This window comes from Pseudarthrobacter sp. NPDC058196, assembly GCF_042882685.1.
In the GTDB taxonomy this organism is placed as follows: Bacteria; Actinomycetota; Actinomycetes; order Actinomycetales; family Micrococcaceae; genus Arthrobacter.
This window is the reverse complement of sequence record NZ_JBHVVN010000006.1, coordinates 18,562-34,948: the sequence shown is the minus strand read 5'-3', so window position 1 is coordinate 34,948 and position 16,387 is coordinate 18,562. Positions and strand designations below refer to the sequence as shown.

Here is a 16,387-nt window from a genome sequence, read left to right as displayed (position 1 = left end):
ATGCGCCGGCTCAACCATCATGCGGCGCCAAGGAGGATCCGGGAGACGGGCAGCCAGGCCGCAAGCCAGGAGCCGGCCACGACGACGCTGAAGATCGTGATCCAGACGGCGGACGGCACGGAGGTGGCGCGGTACAGCAGGTAGGCGTCTGAACTTTGCAGGCGGTCGCGACGCCGGAGGTGGACGTGGGTGAGTTTGGCCAGGTCCCGGACCGCGGCCACGAGCAAGGCAAGGCCGAAGATGACGGCGGCATGTCCGGCAACCGAGGCCGGGGCCAGGAAAGAGAGGGCAGCGGCGCCGGCTATGGCGGGAAGCGTGATGAGGAACCCGGCAAGGTTACGGAGGAAAAGCAGTGACGCGGCCAGGACCACCACGCTTGCCGCCATGGCTGCGGCGCCCCACCCGGTGACTCCGCACCACACGAAAGCCGCACCAACGAGGGCCGGGACCGGATAGCCCCAGAAACACGACCACGCAGCAGCCAGGCGGCTCCTGCTGTAGGCCGTGGTTGTTCCGGAGTGGTCCAGGCGGAGCCGGATCCCGGACAGCCGTTGGCCCGAGGTCACGGCGGCAACCGCGTGGCCCAGTTCGTGGGTGGCGGTGGCCAGGAGCCCGAAGTAGCGCCACGAACGGCGCGGGATGGACAGCGCCGTGGCTGCTGCCAGGGACAGCAGCATCTCCACCCAAGTGATATTTGGCACGGCGGCCTGGGAAAAGGCCGCCGCGAAGGTGTTCCATACGCCAGCTGGGCTGTCCAACGCTGCCTCCTGGCTGCGGGGTCGTCGTCGTAAGTACTTGACCGCACGTTACCCACCTTGCCTGGGCGAACGCTTAAAACCGGAAGGCACGCCATTTGCGGCGTGCCTTCCGGATGGTTTTCACGAGGTTCCAGGCTTTTCAGCCGGAACTGTGGCTTCCTAGCCTTCGCACTCGGTGCAGTAGCTGTGGCCGTCTTTCTGGCGCGCAATCTGGGACCGGTGCCGGACCAGGAAGCAGGAGTAGCAGGTGAATTCGTCCTCTGCCTGCGGAATGACCTGGACTACGAGCTCCTCAGCGACGAATTCGCCGCCAGGGACGCCGGCGCCGTCCAGCCCGTCAGCCTCGTCCAACTCCTGCACAACACTGCGGGCGTCGGGAGCATTTGCTGACTGGAGCTGCTCAAGTGAGTTGTCCTGCGATTCCTTGACGTCGGAACGCAGTTCATCGTAATCGGTTGCCACTTTAGGTGCTTCTCTTTTCTTTGATTGGCTGTCGGGTATGAAACGTACAGCATCAGGCCCGTATTCCCCAACAGGAAGTACCGCGGTCCTTGTGGATTGAGGCGGCTTTGATGTGGATCTGCGCAGGGTCAGCCTGAACCGTCGGGCCCTAAAATTGAGACTATGAGCACTGAGCTGGAGATCGCCTTGGTGTTAGTAACCGCCTTCCTGTGGATGGCGGTAACGCTGACCATCCTGTCCGCCATTGACCGTCCGGAACGCAAAGCCCGGCGGCAGGAACGGCGTGATATCCGGACGGAGAAACGTCGGATCGAGTACCGTCCGGCCGTGGCGGGTTCGCGCGTCCACCGCCATTCCCGTCCCCGCAGGCTGCATCCGCACTGACGGCCACGGGCCCCGGCGGCGAGGCTGTTCAGCCTGGATCGGCGCCCGCCGTCGGACGTCCTTTCGGCCCTGGGGCCACCGCAATCAGCGGCAACGCTGCCTGGATAGTCAAGTCTTGACGAGGTTCGCCCGGACCGCTGACACTTTCCCGATGGGAGTAAGCGAAGAGTTGCGGGCCCTCGGCGAAGTGGTGGACCGGCTGGCGGTGAGGTTTCCAGCGCTGTCCAGGGAGCAAATCGAGGACGTGGTGCAGCAGGAGCACAGCATGCTTGATACCGGAAGGGTGCGCGCGTTCATACCGGTGCTTGTTGAGCATGCGGCGAGGGACCGGCTCTCGCAGTAGTTTCCCCATCGGCATCGGCATCGGCATCGGTACCGCCGGTCCCCGCAGGTCACTGCGCGACGTCGATAAGCACCTTTCCAATGATGCCCCGTTCAACGGCGTCATGGGCGGCTGCGGTCTCCTCGAGGCGGAAGCGGGACAGCGGCAGCCCGTAGTCGTCGCCGACCCGAAGCGCACCGGCCTCCAGCGCTTCTGAGACAGCAGCCACAGCGCTCCGCTTCTGCTCGTCGGTCACCGTGTAGGTGAGGATAAATTGCAGCCGCACGTTCTTGCTCATGCTTTCGCGGATGGGCACGGTGAGTGACTCTCCGGGGTTTGCGGCGTAGATGGCGACCGTCCCGCCCGGCTTGAGCATCTCCAGGCCTGCCTGGATGTTCGCCGGAGCGTTAACGTCCACGATGGTATCCACACCGTCCGGGGACACCTCGCGGACAGCACGCACCACGTCGTCGGTCCGGTAATTGATGATCGTGCCTGCTCCGGCCCGCCGGGCCAGTTCCGCTTTGTGGTCGCCGCTGACGGTGCTGATGACGGTTGCCCCGGCCCATCGTGCCAATTGGATGGCTGCGTGTCCCACTGCTCCCGCTCCGCCGGTGACAAGGACGGTCCGTCCGGCCAGGGCTCCGGGGGAGAGCCGGGCCGGTCCGCCTTCGCTCGAGGTGAGGGCCCGGTGGGCAGTCAGTGCAGGAATGCCCAGCGAGGCGCCGGCGTCAAAGGACTCTCCGTCCGGGAGAGGCACAACATTCACGGCCGGCACGGTGACGTACTCCTGCGCGGTGCCTTCGTTGCCACCCCACGCGACATCCCAGAGCCAGACCCGGTCCCCGACGCCATGCCCGGCCACCCCGGAACCTACGGCATCGATCACCCCGGCTCCGTCCTGGTTGGGAACCTTGGGCGCGTCAAGCTTCCTGCTCCCGCCGCCGGAGCGGGACTTCCAGTCTGTAGGGTTCACTCCGGACACCAGCAAACGAATCCGGACCTCGCCCTCGCCGGGCTCCACCAGTGGCCTCTCGCGGAGCTGCAAGACCGACGATGGGCCCGTTTCTTCGTACACGATGGCTTTCATGCCTTCTCCCAATCCGCGCTCGGCTGCAGTTACCGCTCCAACTTACCGCGGCCACTCCGTGCCCCGTGCCGCCCTCTGGCACCTATGGCTTTGCGGGTTTGGGTGGCGCGGAACCCGGCCCGGTCTTTGCGCCTAGAACCGGTCTGTACCGCGGAGGGAGCGCGGCCGGCCGTCCGGGTCCACGACAAGCCGGTACAGGGGATCGGCCCAGAGCCGGTGGAGGGGCGGCAGGGGTTCTATGGTGTGGCGCCGCACCTGTCCGGCAGGCCGGGCCGCGCGGCGCCCGTCCCGGTGCCACTGCGCAAGCGCATCGGCAGTGCTGTTCCAGAGGTCCAGGCCGGCCGTCCGCGCGAGGAGCCGCGGGTCTTCGGGGTCCAGGCCCAGGTGCTCGGCCCAGAGCTGGATCCGCAGCTCCCTGGCCAAGGGCCCGGGTGCGGCAGTTTCGTAGGCTTCGGAGGGGCCGCCGCTTTCCTGGCGGGAGGTATCGACGACGGCGCATGTGAGCTCGCTGTCAGTGGTCCAGGACCGGCGGTTGAAGTTGTCCGACCCGCAGGTAAACCAGGTGTCGTCGATGATGCAGATTTTGGCGTGGACATAAATGGGCGTGCCGTCGCTGTTCTCCAGGTCGAACACGCCGACCCGGTCCGGCGCGGCCCGCCGGAGCATGGCGACTGCGCGCAGTTGGCCCAACCGCCTGGGCGGTCCGCCCAACCGACCATCAGAGTCCGGATACCGCGGGACGACGACAATCACCTGGAGCGAAGGATTGCGCTCCAACGCCGATGCGATTCCCGCCGCGACATCCCTTGACCACAAGTACTGGTCTTCGATGTAGATGAGGGAACGGGCCTGGGAGAAGGCTTTCGCGTAGGCGCGGGCAATGCTGCGCTCGCCGCCGGGAGCGAACGGAAAGGGTGGGTGCTTCCGGCCATAGGTACGCAGCAGCTGCACCGCGTGCGGGCCCGCCGGAGGCGGGGGAGGGGCAGCGGCGGGAAGTGGCCTGGGGTGACGGGGCATCCGGGCCAGGCGCTGCAGCAGCATGCGGTATGGCGTGTGCCGGTCCAAGGGGTGGGGATCGTTCCAGCGTTCAGCGAAGACCGCCAGGACATCAGCCACCACGGGGCCACGCAGCTCCAGCGCGGCATCGTGCCAGGGAGGCTGCTGACCGTACTTGGGGTCCATCTTCACCGCTTGCGGGTCGCCGCCATGGCGGGCGTCGTCCCGGCGGCTGTGTGAGAGGTCCAGCCCGCCGACGAAAGCGACGTCCGTCGATGGATCGTCGCGACGGCGGATGACCACGAGTTTCTGGTGATGGGAACCGAAGAGCGGGACTCGCTGGTCCAGCAGCGCTTCGCCGCCGGCATCGTTGATTTGCCGGCTGAGCAGTTCATTGGAGCGTCCGCTGATGGGGGCCGACACCCGTTCTCCATGGGAGCGCCAGACGAGTCCACGGACTTCCACCCCTGCACGGGCCAGCCCCGCCAGCACCGCACCAATCGTTGGGCCGTCAGCGGACAGCCGCTCATCGGCATCCCCGCGCCAATCCGTGAACCACACCCGGTCACCGGCCTGGAGTACCGACAACTCCTCGTACAACCTTGAAAAGTAGGATGCCCCATGGATCAAGGGCCGCACCAGGTTTCCCTCCGACCACGATGGTGATCCATCGTTCCCCGCCTGCACGGCACTGGCGGGATTTCCGCGCTCGGACCTGCTCAAGAACCACTTGCGGGCGATGTTGTCCAATCGGCGCTCCTTGTCGGGCCCGGGGGCAGGCCGCTTCGTTCCCAAACTAGCCTACGGACGCGGTTCGCCGCGGAATCTCCGGGAGCAACTCTTACCTGTTGCCTCAGGGGAAATTGGGATAATTGTTACCCCTGCGCAGGATGCCCGTTCCCGGCGGCCGTCAAACGGTTCTTCAAGAAATATGCAGCCTTCTCCGGCCGGGCCGGCAGAAGCGAATATTGGTGGCGGACGCTCGTCGCCGTAATCGTCGGCACTGTCCCGAATATCATCGTCAGCTCCGGCATCGTTGCGTCCACTTCGACTTACAGCAGCACCCCCCAGCTGGGTCCCGGTGCCGTCGTTGGACTGATCCTGGGTATGATCCGGGGCCCGGCCACCATCGTTCCGTCGCTTGCATTGACGGTGCGCCGCCGGCATGACAGCAACAAGAGCGGCTGGCTGATCCTGTTGGGACTGATCCCGTTCGCGGGAGCGATCTTCCTACTGGCCTTCACCCTCGTCGATCGCATCCGCGTGGGGCGGCCGAAAGGAGGACGCGACCCCAGGTGCCGGCCGCAGGTGCCGGCCGCAGAAGCACCGGCGCACAGAAAAGGCGCGCCCCGTTCGCCGGGCGCGCCCTTCCTGATCACACTGTTAGTGCTTAAAAGCGTCCTTGACCTTTTCTCCGGCCTGCTTCAGATCACCTTTGGCTTGGTCTGCCTGGCCTTCGGTCCGCAGGCTTTCATCGCCCGTGGCCGTGCCTGCGGCTTCCTTGGCCTTGCCGCCTGCCTTCTCGGCAGCGTTATCAATCTTGTCGCCCAGTCCCATAGTGGTTCCTCCTCCGGTTGGTAGCCGTTCGCATTCGGCTGCAAACATCATAAGCATGCTTAGGATCGAGTCCGCAAGCCCTTCCGGGGTTTGCCCCGGACTGGTTCGGGTCTGGCGCGCTGACTGTTGCCCGCGGCCATCAGCGAGCGGGCTCAGCGATCGGCCGTTGTCCGCGTCAGGTGTCCTTGGAGGACATCGCGGACCGAGGTCCATTTGTGTGGCCCGTACCGGTGGTTGTCGACGTGGCGGAGTTCGGCCTCGCCGCTGAACATGCTGAAGAAATACTGCATGCCCTGCCAGGCGGGAAAGGTTCCGTCCTTGTCCTTCGAGAAACGCCGGCCAATCCTGCCCATCGCCGACAGGGTCCCGGTGGTGCCGGCCCACTGCAGCGAAAAGCGCGTCCCTGTGAGTTCGGTCATGGCCCGGGCAACGGTGCGGGCAGTGACACGGTCACCGGCCACTTCGACAACCCGGGGCGCGTCCGGGTCGAGCGCGACAAGCGCGACAACGCGTGCGACGTCATCCTTGGTGGTGAAGTCGAGGATTTGGTCTGGTGAGGACCAGTAGAGGACCCTGCGGCGGGCGAACAGGATCATGGGTGCCTGCCCGGTGAGCATGTCCGCAAAGGCGCCGTTCAGGACTGATGTCACGCGGAGGGGAGCGGCGTCGAGTTCCGCGGCGAAGTCACGGCGGAGCTCGAAGTTGCGGTTGCTGCCGGGAGTGACCCGACGGTAGTCCGCAGAGTAGTCCGACGGGATGAACCGTGCCACGCCTGCCTCGACGGCGGCTGCCAGGAGCGCCCTTTGCGCGTCAACGATAACCGGACGCGCCCCGCTCACAGCCGAGATAACCGTGTCGACACCGGACAGCGCGGAAAAGAGGCCTGCCCGATCGTTGTAGGCGGCCTCGTGAATCTCCACGCGGTCCGCCCCGCCGTAGATTCCGTGCGCACTCCCGGTCCCGGGGCGGGTCAGGACCCTGATGAGCGTGTCGTGGCGGAGGAGCTCGCGAACGATGCGTTGGCCGAGGTCACCGGTGGCCCCGGCGACGAGGACGGTACTGGTAGTCATGGCTTGCTCTTCTCGGTGGGATTGGCGGCGGGCGGCCGACGTAAGAACCCGGGGAGGCCGCGGGGTTTATTTGAATACAGAAAAGCCCCGGAAAATCAGCGATTTTCCGGGGCTTCCCATTGTGCGCGGAGGGGGACTTGAACCCCCACCCCCTTTCGAGGACTAGCACCTCAAGCTAGCGCGTCTGCCATTCCGCCACCCGCGCAGGTGGTATTTCGGGAAGCCGTCCCGCCTTTCAGCGTTTCGCGCCTCTCCGAAGCAGCGAGAAAAACTCTAACATGACTTTTCGGGAAGAACGAATCGGGCCGAATGGGTAGGCTGAGGACAGCGATTCAGCTCGTGCCACCCAGTCATTCCCTACCAAGGAGTTATCAATGCCTGACGTCCTGCCCGAGGATGAAGTTGTCCGGATCTGCCAGGAACTCATCCGGATCGACACGTCCAACTACGGTGACGGGTCGGGGCCGGGAGAGCGGGCGGCCGCCGAATACACTGCAGGGCTGATCGAAGAAGTGGGGCTGGACGCCGAGATCTTCGAATCCGCCCCCGGCCGCGCCAGTGTTGTGACCCGGATGGCGGGGGAGGACCCCTCCGCAAGCGCCCTGGTGGTGCACGGCCACTTGGACGTCGTCCCCGCACTGCGTGACCAGTGGTCAGTGGACCCGTTCGGCGCGGAACTGAAGGACGGACTCATCTGGGGACGCGGCGCCGTCGACATGAAGGACATGGATGCCATGATCCTGTCCGTCATGCGCAGCTTCGCCCGGGACGGCAGGAAGCCCAAGCGGGACATTATCTTCGCGTTCTTCGCGGATGAGGAAGCCGGCGGCGCCTACGGCGCCCGGTACGCCGTGGACAACCGTCCCGAACTCTTCGAGGGCGCCACGGAGGCAATCTCGGAGGTGGGCGGCTTCTCCGCCACCATCGGCGGCCAGCGCACCTACCTGCTGCAAACCGCCGAGAAGGGGATCTCCTGGCTTCGGCTCGTGGCGCATGGCCGGGCCGGCCACGGCTCGCAGATCAACACGGACAACGCGATCACCCGCCTGGCCGCGGCTGTCACGCGCATCGGCGAATACAAGTGGCCCATCGAGCTCACCCCCACCACCCGCCAGTTCCTTGACGGCGTGACCGAACTCACCGGTGTGGAGTTCGACGCCGACAATCCGGACCTCCTGCTGGACCAGCTTGGCACCGTGGCCCGTTTCGTCGGCGCCACCCTGCAGAACACCACCAACCCCACCCTCCTGAAGGGCGGTTACAAGCACAACGTCATCCCGGAGTCGGCCGAAGCCCTTGTTGACTGCCGCACACTCCCTGGCCAGGAGCAGCAGGTCCTGGAGATCGTCCGCGAGCTCGCCGGCACCGGCGTAGACGTCAGCTATGTCCACAACGACGTCTCACTGGAGGTTCCCTTCGCCGGCAACCTGGTGGATTCCATGATCGATGCCCTCCACAAGGAGGACCCGGGGGCCAAAGTGTTGCCCTACACGCTTTCCGGTGGCACGGACAACAAGTCGCTCAGCCGGCTGGGAATCACCGGTTACGGGTTCGCCCCGCTGATGCTTCCGGACGAGCTCGACTTCACCGGAATGTTCCACGGGGTGGATGAGCGGGTGCCGGCCGACTCCCTCAAATTCGGCGCACGGGTGTTGAACACCCTGCTGACCAATTACTAGGGGCCGGCCGTGACTCCGGAACAGCTGCTGCCGGACGCTCTCCTGGAGCGCGTCCGGGGACGCGCCGCCGGCTACGACCGGGACAATGCCTTCTTCCACGAGGACTTGCAGGAGTTGGCGGCGGCGGGGTACCTGAAGCTTTTCGTGCCGGCGTCCGACGGCGGTCCGGGCCTTGGGCTCCGGGCGGCGGCGCAGTGCCAGCGCAGGCTGGCAACGGCTGCCCCCGCCACCGCGCTGGCGGTCAATATGCACATGGTCTGGACCGGCGTCGCACATGTCCTGGCAACCCGGGGAGACGACTCCCTGTCCTTCGTCCTGGAGGAAGCTGCGCAGGGCGAAATTTTTGCGTTCGGCAACTCCGAAGCGGGCAACGACTCCGTCCTCTTTGACTCACGGACCACGGCGGCGCCGGGCCCGGACGGCGGGTACACGTTCACCGGCACCAAAATCTTCACGAGCCTGTCGCCCGCCTGGACCCGGCTCGGGATCTTCGGCAAGGACCCCGCGGCCAGGGACGGCGAGGGCGAGCTGGTCCATGGGTTCATCCGTCGTAAATCGCCGGGTTACCGGATCCTTGACGATTGGGACACGCTGGGCATGCGCGCCAGCCAGTCCGCCACCACGGTGCTGGACGGTGCAGCAGTCCCGGCGGACCGGATCTTCCGGAAGCTGCCGGTGGGACCCAACGCCGACCCCCTCATCTTCGCCATCTTCGCCTGCTTTGAAACGCTCCTCGCCGCCGTCTATACGGGGCTGGGGGAGCGTGCCCTGACGGTGGGTGTGGAGACGGCAAAGCGGCGCACTTCTTTCAAGAACGGCGGTCGCAGCTATGCCCAGGACCCTGACATCCGCTGGAAAGTCGCGGAGGCTGCCATGGCCATGGACGCGCTTTACCCCCAGCTGGACGCCGTGGCCGCGGACGTTGACGCCCTTGCCGATCACGGGTCCCAATGGTTCCCCAAGCTGGTGGGGCTCAAGGTGAATGCGACCGAAACCGCCAGACGGGTGGTGGACCTGGCTATCCGGGTCAGCGGCGGCTCCAGCTACTTCAGGGGCTCCGAACTGGAGCGGCTGTACCGGGACGTCCTTGCCGGCATGTTCCACCCCTCCGACGATGAGTCAGCCCACAACACTGTTGCCAACGCCTGGCTTGGCCCGCTGGAGGACTAATCCAGCCGCGGAGCGTCCGGCTCCTGTCGGATCCTCAAGGGACGCCCTATACGGTCCGCTGAACCTGCATCACCCGGCGGCGAAGCCAAAACCGCCTGCCGCCGCCCATGTACAGCTTGCTGCGCTCCAATTCCCACTTGCCGTACTCGGAGTGTTCCACCAGGCGGCGCCGTGCCTCCGGCAACGAATCATCAGGGCTCAGGGTCAGTACGAGGTACTCGTACTGACGTAAATAATCCCGCTCCCGCTGGACCGAGCTGGTGAGAAATTGTTCCTTCATTTGCTCTCCATTTTCGTCCTTTTCCGGCTAACGTGAAGTCATGAGCATCGATCCGCGTGTCGCGCTTTCGTCCCTGACCACCGCTTTGGAAGAACACCTTATAGCAGCATCGAACCGGCGCGGAGACGGTGACCCCTCCGTGGAGGCAGCCTTTTTTGCAGTGGCAGATGCTTTCGAAGTTTACGAGGACGCCCTCTACGAGGCCTACAACGAAGTGACCCCGTTGCAGGTGTTCGACGATGAAGATGACGAGGATGAAGCCGACGTGGACGACGACGAAGACCTGGAGATCGTCGACGAATAGAGCTCCACGGCAAGCCTGTCCAACCGGCGACCACACCGCGGTGGGGCGCTAGGCGGAGACGTCTTCCAGCGCCCTGGCGATCTGGGGCGGCAACGGTGTGAGCTGGGCGTCGAGGATTTCCTTCAACTGCACGTTGGTGCGGGCCCCGACAACGACGGTGGCGACGCCGCGCTGTGACAGCAGCCAGGACAACGAGACGTCGTGGGGGGTGCGTCCCAATCCATTGGCTGCCATGCACACCGCGTCCACAATGCGGGACGGCCTCTCCTCCAGATAGGGCTCCACGTAATCGGCTTCGCCCGCAGAGGCACCGCGCGAACCGGCCGGAATGCTCCCCCGGTATTTACCCGTGAGGACGCCCCTGCCCAGCGGGCCCCAGGCCATCAGGCCCAGACCGGCGTCTTCGAGGGCCGGCATCAGTTCCAACTCCGCGGACCGGTCAAGGAACGAGTATTCCGCCTGGGCGGCTACGAGCGGAACGGAGCTGATGGCCGCAGCTTTGGCCGCCTGCCAGCCCTTGAAATTGGAGATACCGGCGTAGCGCGCCCGCCCCGACCGGACGGCGAACTCCAGCGCGGCCAGCGTCTCCTCGAGGGGAACGTTCCCGTCCCACGCCTCGGCAAACCAAAGGTCCACGTAATCCGTGCCCAGCCTGGCCAGGCTGGCGTCCAGTCCTGTGAGCATCGCATTGCGGGAGGTATCCACGGCGCGGCGGCCATCCGGCGTCGTCATTCCCGCTTTGGTGGAGATGGAAATCTCCGTGCGGGACACCACGTCGCCCAGGAGTGAACCCAGGATCGCTTCGGAGCCCCCGCCGGCGTACGAAGCGGATGTGTCTACGTGCCGGCCGCCCGCATTAAGGAAGGTCCGCAGCAACTCGGAGGCGTCCTGCTCGTCAGTATCCCCACCCCAGGACCGGGTACCCAGGGAAAGGGCTGAGACTCGCAATCCACTGTTGCCGACGTAACGCTGCTGCATAGCAGCAAGCTTACGGGCAGAAGCGGCGCCGCCATGCCGTAGGGTCTTAGCGTGAACTGGTTTGAAGCGGCCCTGCTGGGCCTAGTGCAGGGACTGACCGAATTTCTACCGATTTCATCGAGCGCACACCTGCGGATTGTGGGGGAGTTCCTTCCCAACGCGCAGGATCCGGGTGCCGCGTTCACGGCCATCACCCAGCTGGGTACGGAAACAGCCGTGCTGATCTACTTCTGGCGTGACATTGTCCGCATCGTCAAAGCCTGGGCAGGGTCCCTGGCCGGCAAAGTGCCCCGGCAGGATCCGGACGCCCGCATGGGCTGGCTGGTGATCCTGGGCAGCGTGCCCATCATCGTCCTGGGGCTGCTCTTCCAAGACCAGATCGAATCGGTTCTCCGGAGCATGTGGATCGTCGCCACCATGCTTATTGTCTTTGGCCTCATCCTGGCCGTCGCGGACGCCATCGGTGCCCAGAAGCGGGACCTGGCCCACCTGACCTACAAGCACGGCATTCTGTACGGCCTGGCTCAGGCCATGGCCCTGATTCCGGGCGTATCCCGCTCCGGCGGCACCATCACCGCCGGACTCCTGATGGGATATACCCGTGAGGCCGCTGCCCGGTACTCTTTCCTGCTCGCCATCCCCGCCGTATTCGGCAGCGGGCTGTACCAGCTCTACAAAGTGGTCACCAAGGAAGGCATCACGGGACCGTTCGGGCTGCCCGAGACGGCGCTGGCCACAGTGATCGCCTTGGTAGTGGGCTACGTGATTATCGGCTGGTTCCTGAAGTTCGTCTCCACGCGCAGCTACAGGTTGTTCGTCTGGTACCGGATTTTCCTGGGCCTCGCCCTCTACCTCCTGCTCGGTTTCAACGTCATCAGCGCCTAGGACTAGGCTTTACCTGTGAAATCCTGGACTTCCCGCCCCGTTCCTGCCCTGCCCGGAAACATGCCCGCCATCCGGCTGTTCGACACTGCGGCAGGCCGCGAAGTGGCCCTCGAACCGGATGCCAGGCCGTCCATGTACGTCTGCGGCATCACCCCCTACGACGCAACCCACATGGGTCACGCCGCCAGCTATGTCGCCTTCGACCTGCTGAACCGCTCGTGGCGCGACGCCGGCAGCGAGGTGTCCTATGTCCAGAACGTCACCGACGTGGACGACCCCCTGCTCGAGCGCGCCACCGCCACCGGAGTGGACTGGCGGGATCTCGCCGCCGAACAGGTGGAGTTGTTCCAGACCGATATGGAAGCCCTCAACGTCCTCCCTCCGGACCACTACGTGGGCGCCGTCGAGTCGATCGGACTCATCGTGCCGGAAGTGGAGCGCCTGGTCAGCATGGGTCTGGCCTACACGGTGCACGGCACCAACGGCGAACCCGACGGAGATGTCTACTACGACGTCGAGGCAGCGGGCAAGCAGTCAACGGCGCCTGACGCGTGGGCGCTGGGAGCCATTTCCCACCTGGGCGAAAGCGCCATGCTGGAGCTCTTCGCCGAACGCGGCGGCGACCCGGGGCGTGCCGGCAAGCGGCAGGCCCTTGATCCGTTGCTGTGGCGGGTGGCACGGGAAGGCGAACCAAGCTGGCCCGGCGGAAGCCTCGGCGCGGGGCGGCCAGGCTGGCACATTGAATGCACAGTCATCGCGCAAAAATACCTGCCGTCGCCTTTTACCGTGCAGGGCGGCGGCTCCGACCTGATCTTCCCGCACCACGAAATGGGTGCCGGCCATGCATACTCGCTGGCTGGAGTCCCGCTGGCAAAGCACTACGCCCACGCCGGCATGGTGGGGCTGGACGGCGAGAAGATGAGCAAGTCCAAGGGCAACCTGGTGCTCGTTTCCAGGCTGCGCGCCGCAGGGGAGGACCCCTCCGCCATCCGGCTGGCCATCCTGTCCCACCACTACCGTTCGGACTGGTCCTGGACGGACGAAGGGTTCGCCGCAGCCAAGGCAGACCTTGCGGCGTGGCGGAAGGCCCTGCAGCATGCCCCCGCGGGGTCCGCAACGGCGCTTCTGGCCGAGATGCGCGAAGCGCTGGCAGCAGACCTCAACGCGCCGGCAGCGGTTGCCGCAGTTTCCCGGTGGGCACGGTCAGCGAACGACGCCGGAGCTGCCGCCAGCGCCGCGGCCACCAGCGCCGCCGACGCCACGCTGGTGAAGGACGCGGTAGACGCCCTCCTGGGCGTCCAGCTGTAAAGAACCCTGCTTCGAGCGGCACAAAAGAGGGCCTGGCCCGGATTCCTCCGGCCCAGGCCCTCTTCGCGTCGATCAGGTGTCAGCCCCTGTCCTGGCCCCGCCGTTTCAAATACCGCTCGAATTCCCGGGCAATGGACTCGCCGCTCGCTTCGGGCAGATCCGCCGTATCCTTGGCTTCCTCCAGTTGGCGCACGTACGCGGCGATCTCCGGGTCCTCCGTGGCCAGCTCGTCCACCCCGCGCTCCCACGCGTCTGCTTCCTCGGCCAGTTCATGGGTATCCAGGGGCACCTGAAGGAGTTCCTCGATCCGGTGCAGGAGGGCGAGTTGGGCCTTGGGCGAGGGTGCCTGGGCCACGTAGTGCGGCACGGCAGCCCACAAGGACACGGTGGGAATGCCGGCCAGCAGGGACACCTCGGACAGCACGCCGACAATGCCCACGGGCCCTTCGTATTGGGAAGCCTCCAGGTTCATCCGCTCCCGGAGCGGGGCGTCGTCAGACGATGTGCTCACCGGAATCGGGCGGCTGTGCGGGACATCGGCCAAGAGCGCGCCCACCAAGACCACGTAGTCCACGTGCAACGCTTCCGCATGGACCAACAGCTCAGCGGTGTAGGCGCGCCATTTATAGGACGGCTCTGTGCCCTGCACAAAGATGACATCCACATTGGAGTTTGGCGCGCTGGCTTTGTAGATCCGGGTAGACGGCCACTTGATCTTGCGTTCGCCCGCGGCGTTCCTGCGGACTGTGGGGCGCGTGAACTGAAAATCGTAGTACTCGTCAGCATCGATGGACGCGACTTTCTTGCCGCCCCACAATTTGTTCAGGTACCGCAACGAATCGCTGGCCGCTTCGCCGGCGTCGTTCCACCCTTCAAAGGCGGCAAGCATCACCGTTACGCGCTGTCCGTCTGCCACCGGCTGGAGGAACCGTTCCCGCTCGGGTCCGGCACCCTCTTCGGCCGTGGCTCCCTCGAAGCTATTCATTTCTTCACCCTACGTCCAAGGGGCTTGGTCATGCATGGATTGAAGCGCCGCAAATCCCCGTAAACCCGTCACTGTTGCACCCCTGCCGCGTCATATTCGCCAAGGGCGTAGCCCACAGCCTCCGCCCAGCCATGCCCCGTAGACTGGCCATATGTCAATACCTGCCGCCAGCTCACCACTCAAAGCCGTCCTGTGGGATATGGACGGGACCATCGTGGATACCGAGCCTTACTGGATCGCCGCTGAACGGGCCCTGGTGGAGGCCCACGGGGGAACCTGGAGCCACCAGCAGGCGATGCAGCTGGTTGGGCAGTCGCTGAGTTTTTCTGCCGGGCTTCTGCAGCAGGCGGGCGTGCAGCTGGAAATCCGCGACATCATCGACACCCTGACGGCTCAGGTCATCAGCAGCGTCCAGCAGCAAGTGCCGTGGCGCCCCGGTGCCCGTGAGCTCCTGGAAGAGCTCCACCAGGCGGGGGTCCGGTGCGCCTTGGTCACCATGTCCGAGGGTCCACTGGCCCGGGAGGTGGTCGCCAACCTTCCGAGGCCCTACTTCGACGTGCTGGTGACCGGTGACATCGTGACCCGGGGCAAGCCGCATCCGGAGGCCTACCTGACGGCAGTGGAGTTGTTGCAGGAAACTGACCCCGAGCTCGGCATCCACCATTGCGTGGCGCTGGAAGATTCCGTACCGGGCGTGGCTGCAGCGGTTGCTTCCGGGGTCGCGACGGTGGCAGTCCCGCACATCGTTCCCCTGCCCGATCATGAGAGCTACGAACTCTGGGACTCCCTGGCCGGCCGGTCGCTGGGAGAGCTGGAAGCCCTGCTGGTGGGTGCGGGTTGCCAAAGCCATCCGGCGCCCGCTTTGGGTGATTCCCGTGGCTGACCACAGCACGAAGCCGGGCACCGGCCAGGAGGCCCCCGGACGACGCGAAGGTATCCCGCTGGGACGGATCGCCGGCGTCCCCGTGGTTCTGGCCTACTCGTGGTTCGTCATTGCAGCCTTCACGGTGGTCGTCTTCGGCCCTGTGCTCCGCAGCGAGTACCCAATGCTCGGGAACACTGCCTACATCGTCGCTTTCGCCTATGCCGTCCTGCTGTTGATCTCTGTGCTCGTGCATGAACTGGCCCACGCCCTAACCGCGAAAATCTATGGCTGGCCCACCCAAAAAATCGTCCTGAACCTCTGGGGCGGCCACACCCAGTTCGAGAGCTTCACAGCTTCTCCGGGACGATCAGTGCTGGTGGCCCTCGCCGGACCGGCGGCCAACTTCGTCCTGGCCGGCGGCGCGTGGGTGCTCTTGCCCCACCCTTCAACCGGGAGCGTCGCCGAGATCCTGACGAACATCTTCATGTGGGCCAACTTCCTGATCGGCGTCTTCAACGTGCTTCCGGGCCTTCCGCTGGACGGGGGCCGGCTGGTCGAGTCCATCGTTTGGAAAGCCACCGGCAGCCAGGCCAAGGGCACCGTGGCCGCCGGCTGGGGCGGCCGGATCATCGTCATCGCCATCGCATACTGGTTCCTGGTACGCCCCTTCCTCGCCGGTGACCGCCCGGACTTCAGCTTTCTGATGATCACCATCCTCGTTGGCGGCTTCCTGTGGATGGGCGCCTCGGCATCCATCCAACAAGGGACACTCCGCGGCAGGCTCCCACTGGTCAGTGCCGCGGCATTGTCCATGCCCGCTGCCGGCCTGCCCGCCACCGCAACCGTCGGAGACGCCCTCCGCCTCTCGGGAGGAGGCGGAAAGGCAGTGGTGGTCTGCGGACCGGACGGACGGCCCCAAGGTGTCGTGGACCCGGAGGCACTTCAGGCCGTCCCCGCAGCCGCGGCGGATTCGACGCCGATCCATGCCGTCTCCTTCCCTCTCGCAAACGGCGCCTATGTTCCGGAGTGGTCCAAGGGACAGGAGTTGCTCCAGTTCCTTTCCCAGGTTGAGGGCCGCCACTATGCCGTGGTGGACCACAACGGACAGGTCACCGGACTGTTGACGCAGGAAGCCGTCCTCGCAACCATCACAGGCAAGCGTCCGCGGAACAATAGCTATCCTCAGGGCCAGAACCGGTAGAGTTACCTGCCGGTCATGCATTGCCGCCGCCAACGCCAACTGGTGCCCCGAGGGGCCAGGGGAGCGCGGCACAATCAGGTTTACAGGAGCGAG

Annotated in this window: 18 protein-coding genes, 1 tRNA gene and 1 pseudogene; 10 read left to right on the top strand and 10 right to left on the bottom strand. The window is 65.5% G+C overall.

Annotated elements, in window-relative coordinates; translation table 11 throughout:
* Positions 1-17: 17 nt before the first annotated feature.
* Both ACFVVC_RS09830 and ACFVVC_RS09825 read right to left on the bottom strand, forming a co-directional pair.
* A complete protein-coding gene (locus tag ACFVVC_RS09830; RefSeq protein WP_387452019.1) occupies positions 18-758 on the bottom strand; it encodes a M50 family metallopeptidase in 741 nt (246 codons plus the stop codon).
* Positions 759-917: 159 nt separating this feature from the next.
* Positions 918-1,220: a DUF4193 domain-containing protein gene (locus ACFVVC_RS09825; RefSeq protein WP_018761323.1), complete on the bottom strand. Its 303-nt coding sequence runs from the start codon at positions 1,218-1,220 to the stop codon at positions 918-920.
* Positions 1,221-1,382: 162 nt separating this feature from the next.
* Here ACFVVC_RS09825 and ACFVVC_RS09820 point away from each other — a divergent pair, with 162 nt between their 5' ends.
* Positions 1,383-1,604: a hypothetical protein gene (locus ACFVVC_RS09820; RefSeq protein WP_387452017.1), complete on the top strand. Its 222-nt coding sequence runs from the start codon at positions 1,383-1,385 to the stop codon at positions 1,602-1,604.
* A 151-nt stretch (positions 1,605-1,755) separates the two neighbouring features.
* On the top strand, positions 1,756-1,947 hold the full coding sequence (locus ACFVVC_RS09815; protein ID WP_387452014.1) for a three-helix bundle dimerization domain-containing protein: 192 nt from the start codon (positions 1,756-1,758) through the stop codon (positions 1,945-1,947).
* A 49-nt stretch (positions 1,948-1,996) separates the two neighbouring features.
* On the opposite strand, the gene ACFVVC_RS09810 is transcribed toward ACFVVC_RS09815, so the two are convergent.
* Both ACFVVC_RS09810 and ACFVVC_RS09805 read right to left on the bottom strand, forming a co-directional pair.
* A complete protein-coding gene (locus tag ACFVVC_RS09810) occupies positions 1,997-3,016 on the bottom strand; it encodes an NADPH:quinone reductase (RefSeq protein ID WP_387452011.1) in 1,020 nt (339 codons plus the stop codon).
* A gap of 132 nt (positions 3,017-3,148) precedes the next feature.
* Entirely contained in the window at positions 3,149-4,600 is a 1,452-nt protein-coding gene (locus tag ACFVVC_RS09805) for a phospholipase D family protein (RefSeq protein ID WP_387452008.1), read from the bottom strand.
* A gap of 81 nt (positions 4,601-4,681) precedes the next feature.
* On the opposite strand from ACFVVC_RS09805, the pseudogene ACFVVC_RS09800 reads away from it, so the two are divergent.
* A pseudogene (locus ACFVVC_RS09800) lies at positions 4,682-5,254 on the top strand (DUF805 domain-containing protein); the annotation flags it as partial.
* A gap of 141 nt (positions 5,255-5,395) precedes the next feature.
* On the opposite strand, the gene ACFVVC_RS09795 reads toward ACFVVC_RS09800, so the two are convergent.
* The 3 genes from ACFVVC_RS09795 to ACFVVC_RS09785 all read right to left on the bottom strand — a co-directional run bounded on the left by ACFVVC_RS09795 (position 5,396) and on the right by ACFVVC_RS09785 (position 6,844).
* The gene (locus ACFVVC_RS09795; RefSeq protein WP_308930957.1) at positions 5,396-5,569 is read right to left on the bottom strand and encodes a CsbD family protein; all 174 of its coding nucleotides are present in this window, start codon (positions 5,567-5,569) and stop codon (positions 5,396-5,398) included.
* A gap of 152 nt (positions 5,570-5,721) precedes the next feature.
* On the bottom strand, positions 5,722-6,639 hold the full coding sequence (locus ACFVVC_RS09790; RefSeq protein WP_387452004.1) for an NmrA family NAD(P)-binding protein: 918 nt from the start codon (positions 6,637-6,639) through the stop codon (positions 5,722-5,724).
* 122 nt (positions 6,640-6,761) lie between these two features.
* Positions 6,762-6,844 (bottom strand) — tRNA-Leu (locus ACFVVC_RS09785).
* Positions 6,845-7,013: 169 nt separating this feature from the next.
* Between ACFVVC_RS09785 and ACFVVC_RS09780 the strand changes: the two genes are divergently transcribed.
* Together ACFVVC_RS09780 and ACFVVC_RS09775 are read left to right on the top strand one after the other, a co-directional pair.
* Positions 7,014-8,318, top strand: coding sequence for a M20/M25/M40 family metallo-hydrolase (locus tag ACFVVC_RS09780; RefSeq protein ID WP_387452001.1), 1,305 nt, complete (start codon positions 7,014-7,016; stop codon positions 8,316-8,318).
* A gap of 9 nt (positions 8,319-8,327) precedes the next feature.
* The gene (locus tag ACFVVC_RS09775) at positions 8,328-9,488 is read left to right on the top strand and encodes an acyl-CoA dehydrogenase family protein (RefSeq protein ID WP_387451998.1); all 1,161 of its coding nucleotides are present in this window, start codon (positions 8,328-8,330) and stop codon (positions 9,486-9,488) included.
* Positions 9,489-9,534: 46 nt separating this feature from the next.
* Here the strand turns inward: ACFVVC_RS09775 and ACFVVC_RS09770 are convergent, their stop codons facing one another.
* Positions 9,535-9,768 (bottom strand): DUF5703 family protein, encoded by a 234-nt coding sequence (locus tag ACFVVC_RS09770; protein WP_285246089.1) that lies wholly within the window; start codon positions 9,766-9,768, stop codon positions 9,535-9,537.
* Positions 9,769-9,808: 40 nt separating this feature from the next.
* Here ACFVVC_RS09770 and ACFVVC_RS09765 point away from each other — a divergent pair, with 40 nt between their 5' ends.
* Positions 9,809-10,072, top strand: a complete 264-nt coding sequence (locus ACFVVC_RS09765; protein ID WP_285243032.1) for a hypothetical protein — start codon at positions 9,809-9,811, stop codon at positions 10,070-10,072.
* Between the two features lie 48 nt (positions 10,073-10,120).
* Here ACFVVC_RS09765 and ACFVVC_RS09760 read toward each other — a convergent pair whose 3' ends face one another.
* Positions 10,121-11,050, bottom strand: a complete 930-nt coding sequence (locus tag ACFVVC_RS09760; protein ID WP_387451994.1) for an aldo/keto reductase — start codon at positions 11,048-11,050, stop codon at positions 10,121-10,123.
* Between the two features lie 51 nt (positions 11,051-11,101).
* Between ACFVVC_RS09760 and ACFVVC_RS09755 the strand changes: the two genes are divergently transcribed.
* Both ACFVVC_RS09755 and mshC read left to right on the top strand, forming a co-directional pair.
* Positions 11,102-11,935 carry an undecaprenyl-diphosphate phosphatase gene (locus ACFVVC_RS09755; protein ID WP_387451991.1) on the top strand — a complete coding sequence of 278 codons (834 nt, stop codon included), beginning with the start codon at positions 11,102-11,104 and terminating at the stop codon, positions 11,933-11,935.
* Between the two features lie 15 nt (positions 11,936-11,950).
* Positions 11,951-13,243, top strand: coding sequence for a cysteine--1-D-myo-inosityl 2-amino-2-deoxy-alpha-D-glucopyranoside ligase (gene mshC / locus ACFVVC_RS09750; RefSeq protein ID WP_387451988.1), 1,293 nt, complete (start codon positions 11,951-11,953; stop codon positions 13,241-13,243).
* A gap of 79 nt (positions 13,244-13,322) precedes the next feature.
* On the opposite strand, the gene ACFVVC_RS09745 is transcribed toward mshC, so the two are convergent.
* Positions 13,323-14,228, bottom strand: coding sequence for a PAC2 family protein (locus tag ACFVVC_RS09745; RefSeq protein WP_387451985.1), 906 nt, complete (start codon positions 14,226-14,228; stop codon positions 13,323-13,325).
* 151 nt (positions 14,229-14,379) lie between these two features.
* On the opposite strand from ACFVVC_RS09745, the gene ACFVVC_RS09740 reads away from it, so the two are divergent.
* Positions 14,380-15,111 (top strand): HAD family hydrolase, encoded by a 732-nt coding sequence (locus ACFVVC_RS09740; protein ID WP_387451982.1) that lies wholly within the window; start codon positions 14,380-14,382, stop codon positions 15,109-15,111.
* Complete coding sequence (locus tag ACFVVC_RS09735) at positions 15,104-16,294, top strand: site-2 protease family protein (RefSeq protein WP_387451979.1); 1,191 nt, start codon at positions 15,104-15,106, stop codon at positions 16,292-16,294. Before ACFVVC_RS09740 ends, ACFVVC_RS09735 begins: the two co-directional genes overlap by 8 nt.
* Positions 16,295-16,387 lie beyond the last annotated feature (93 nt).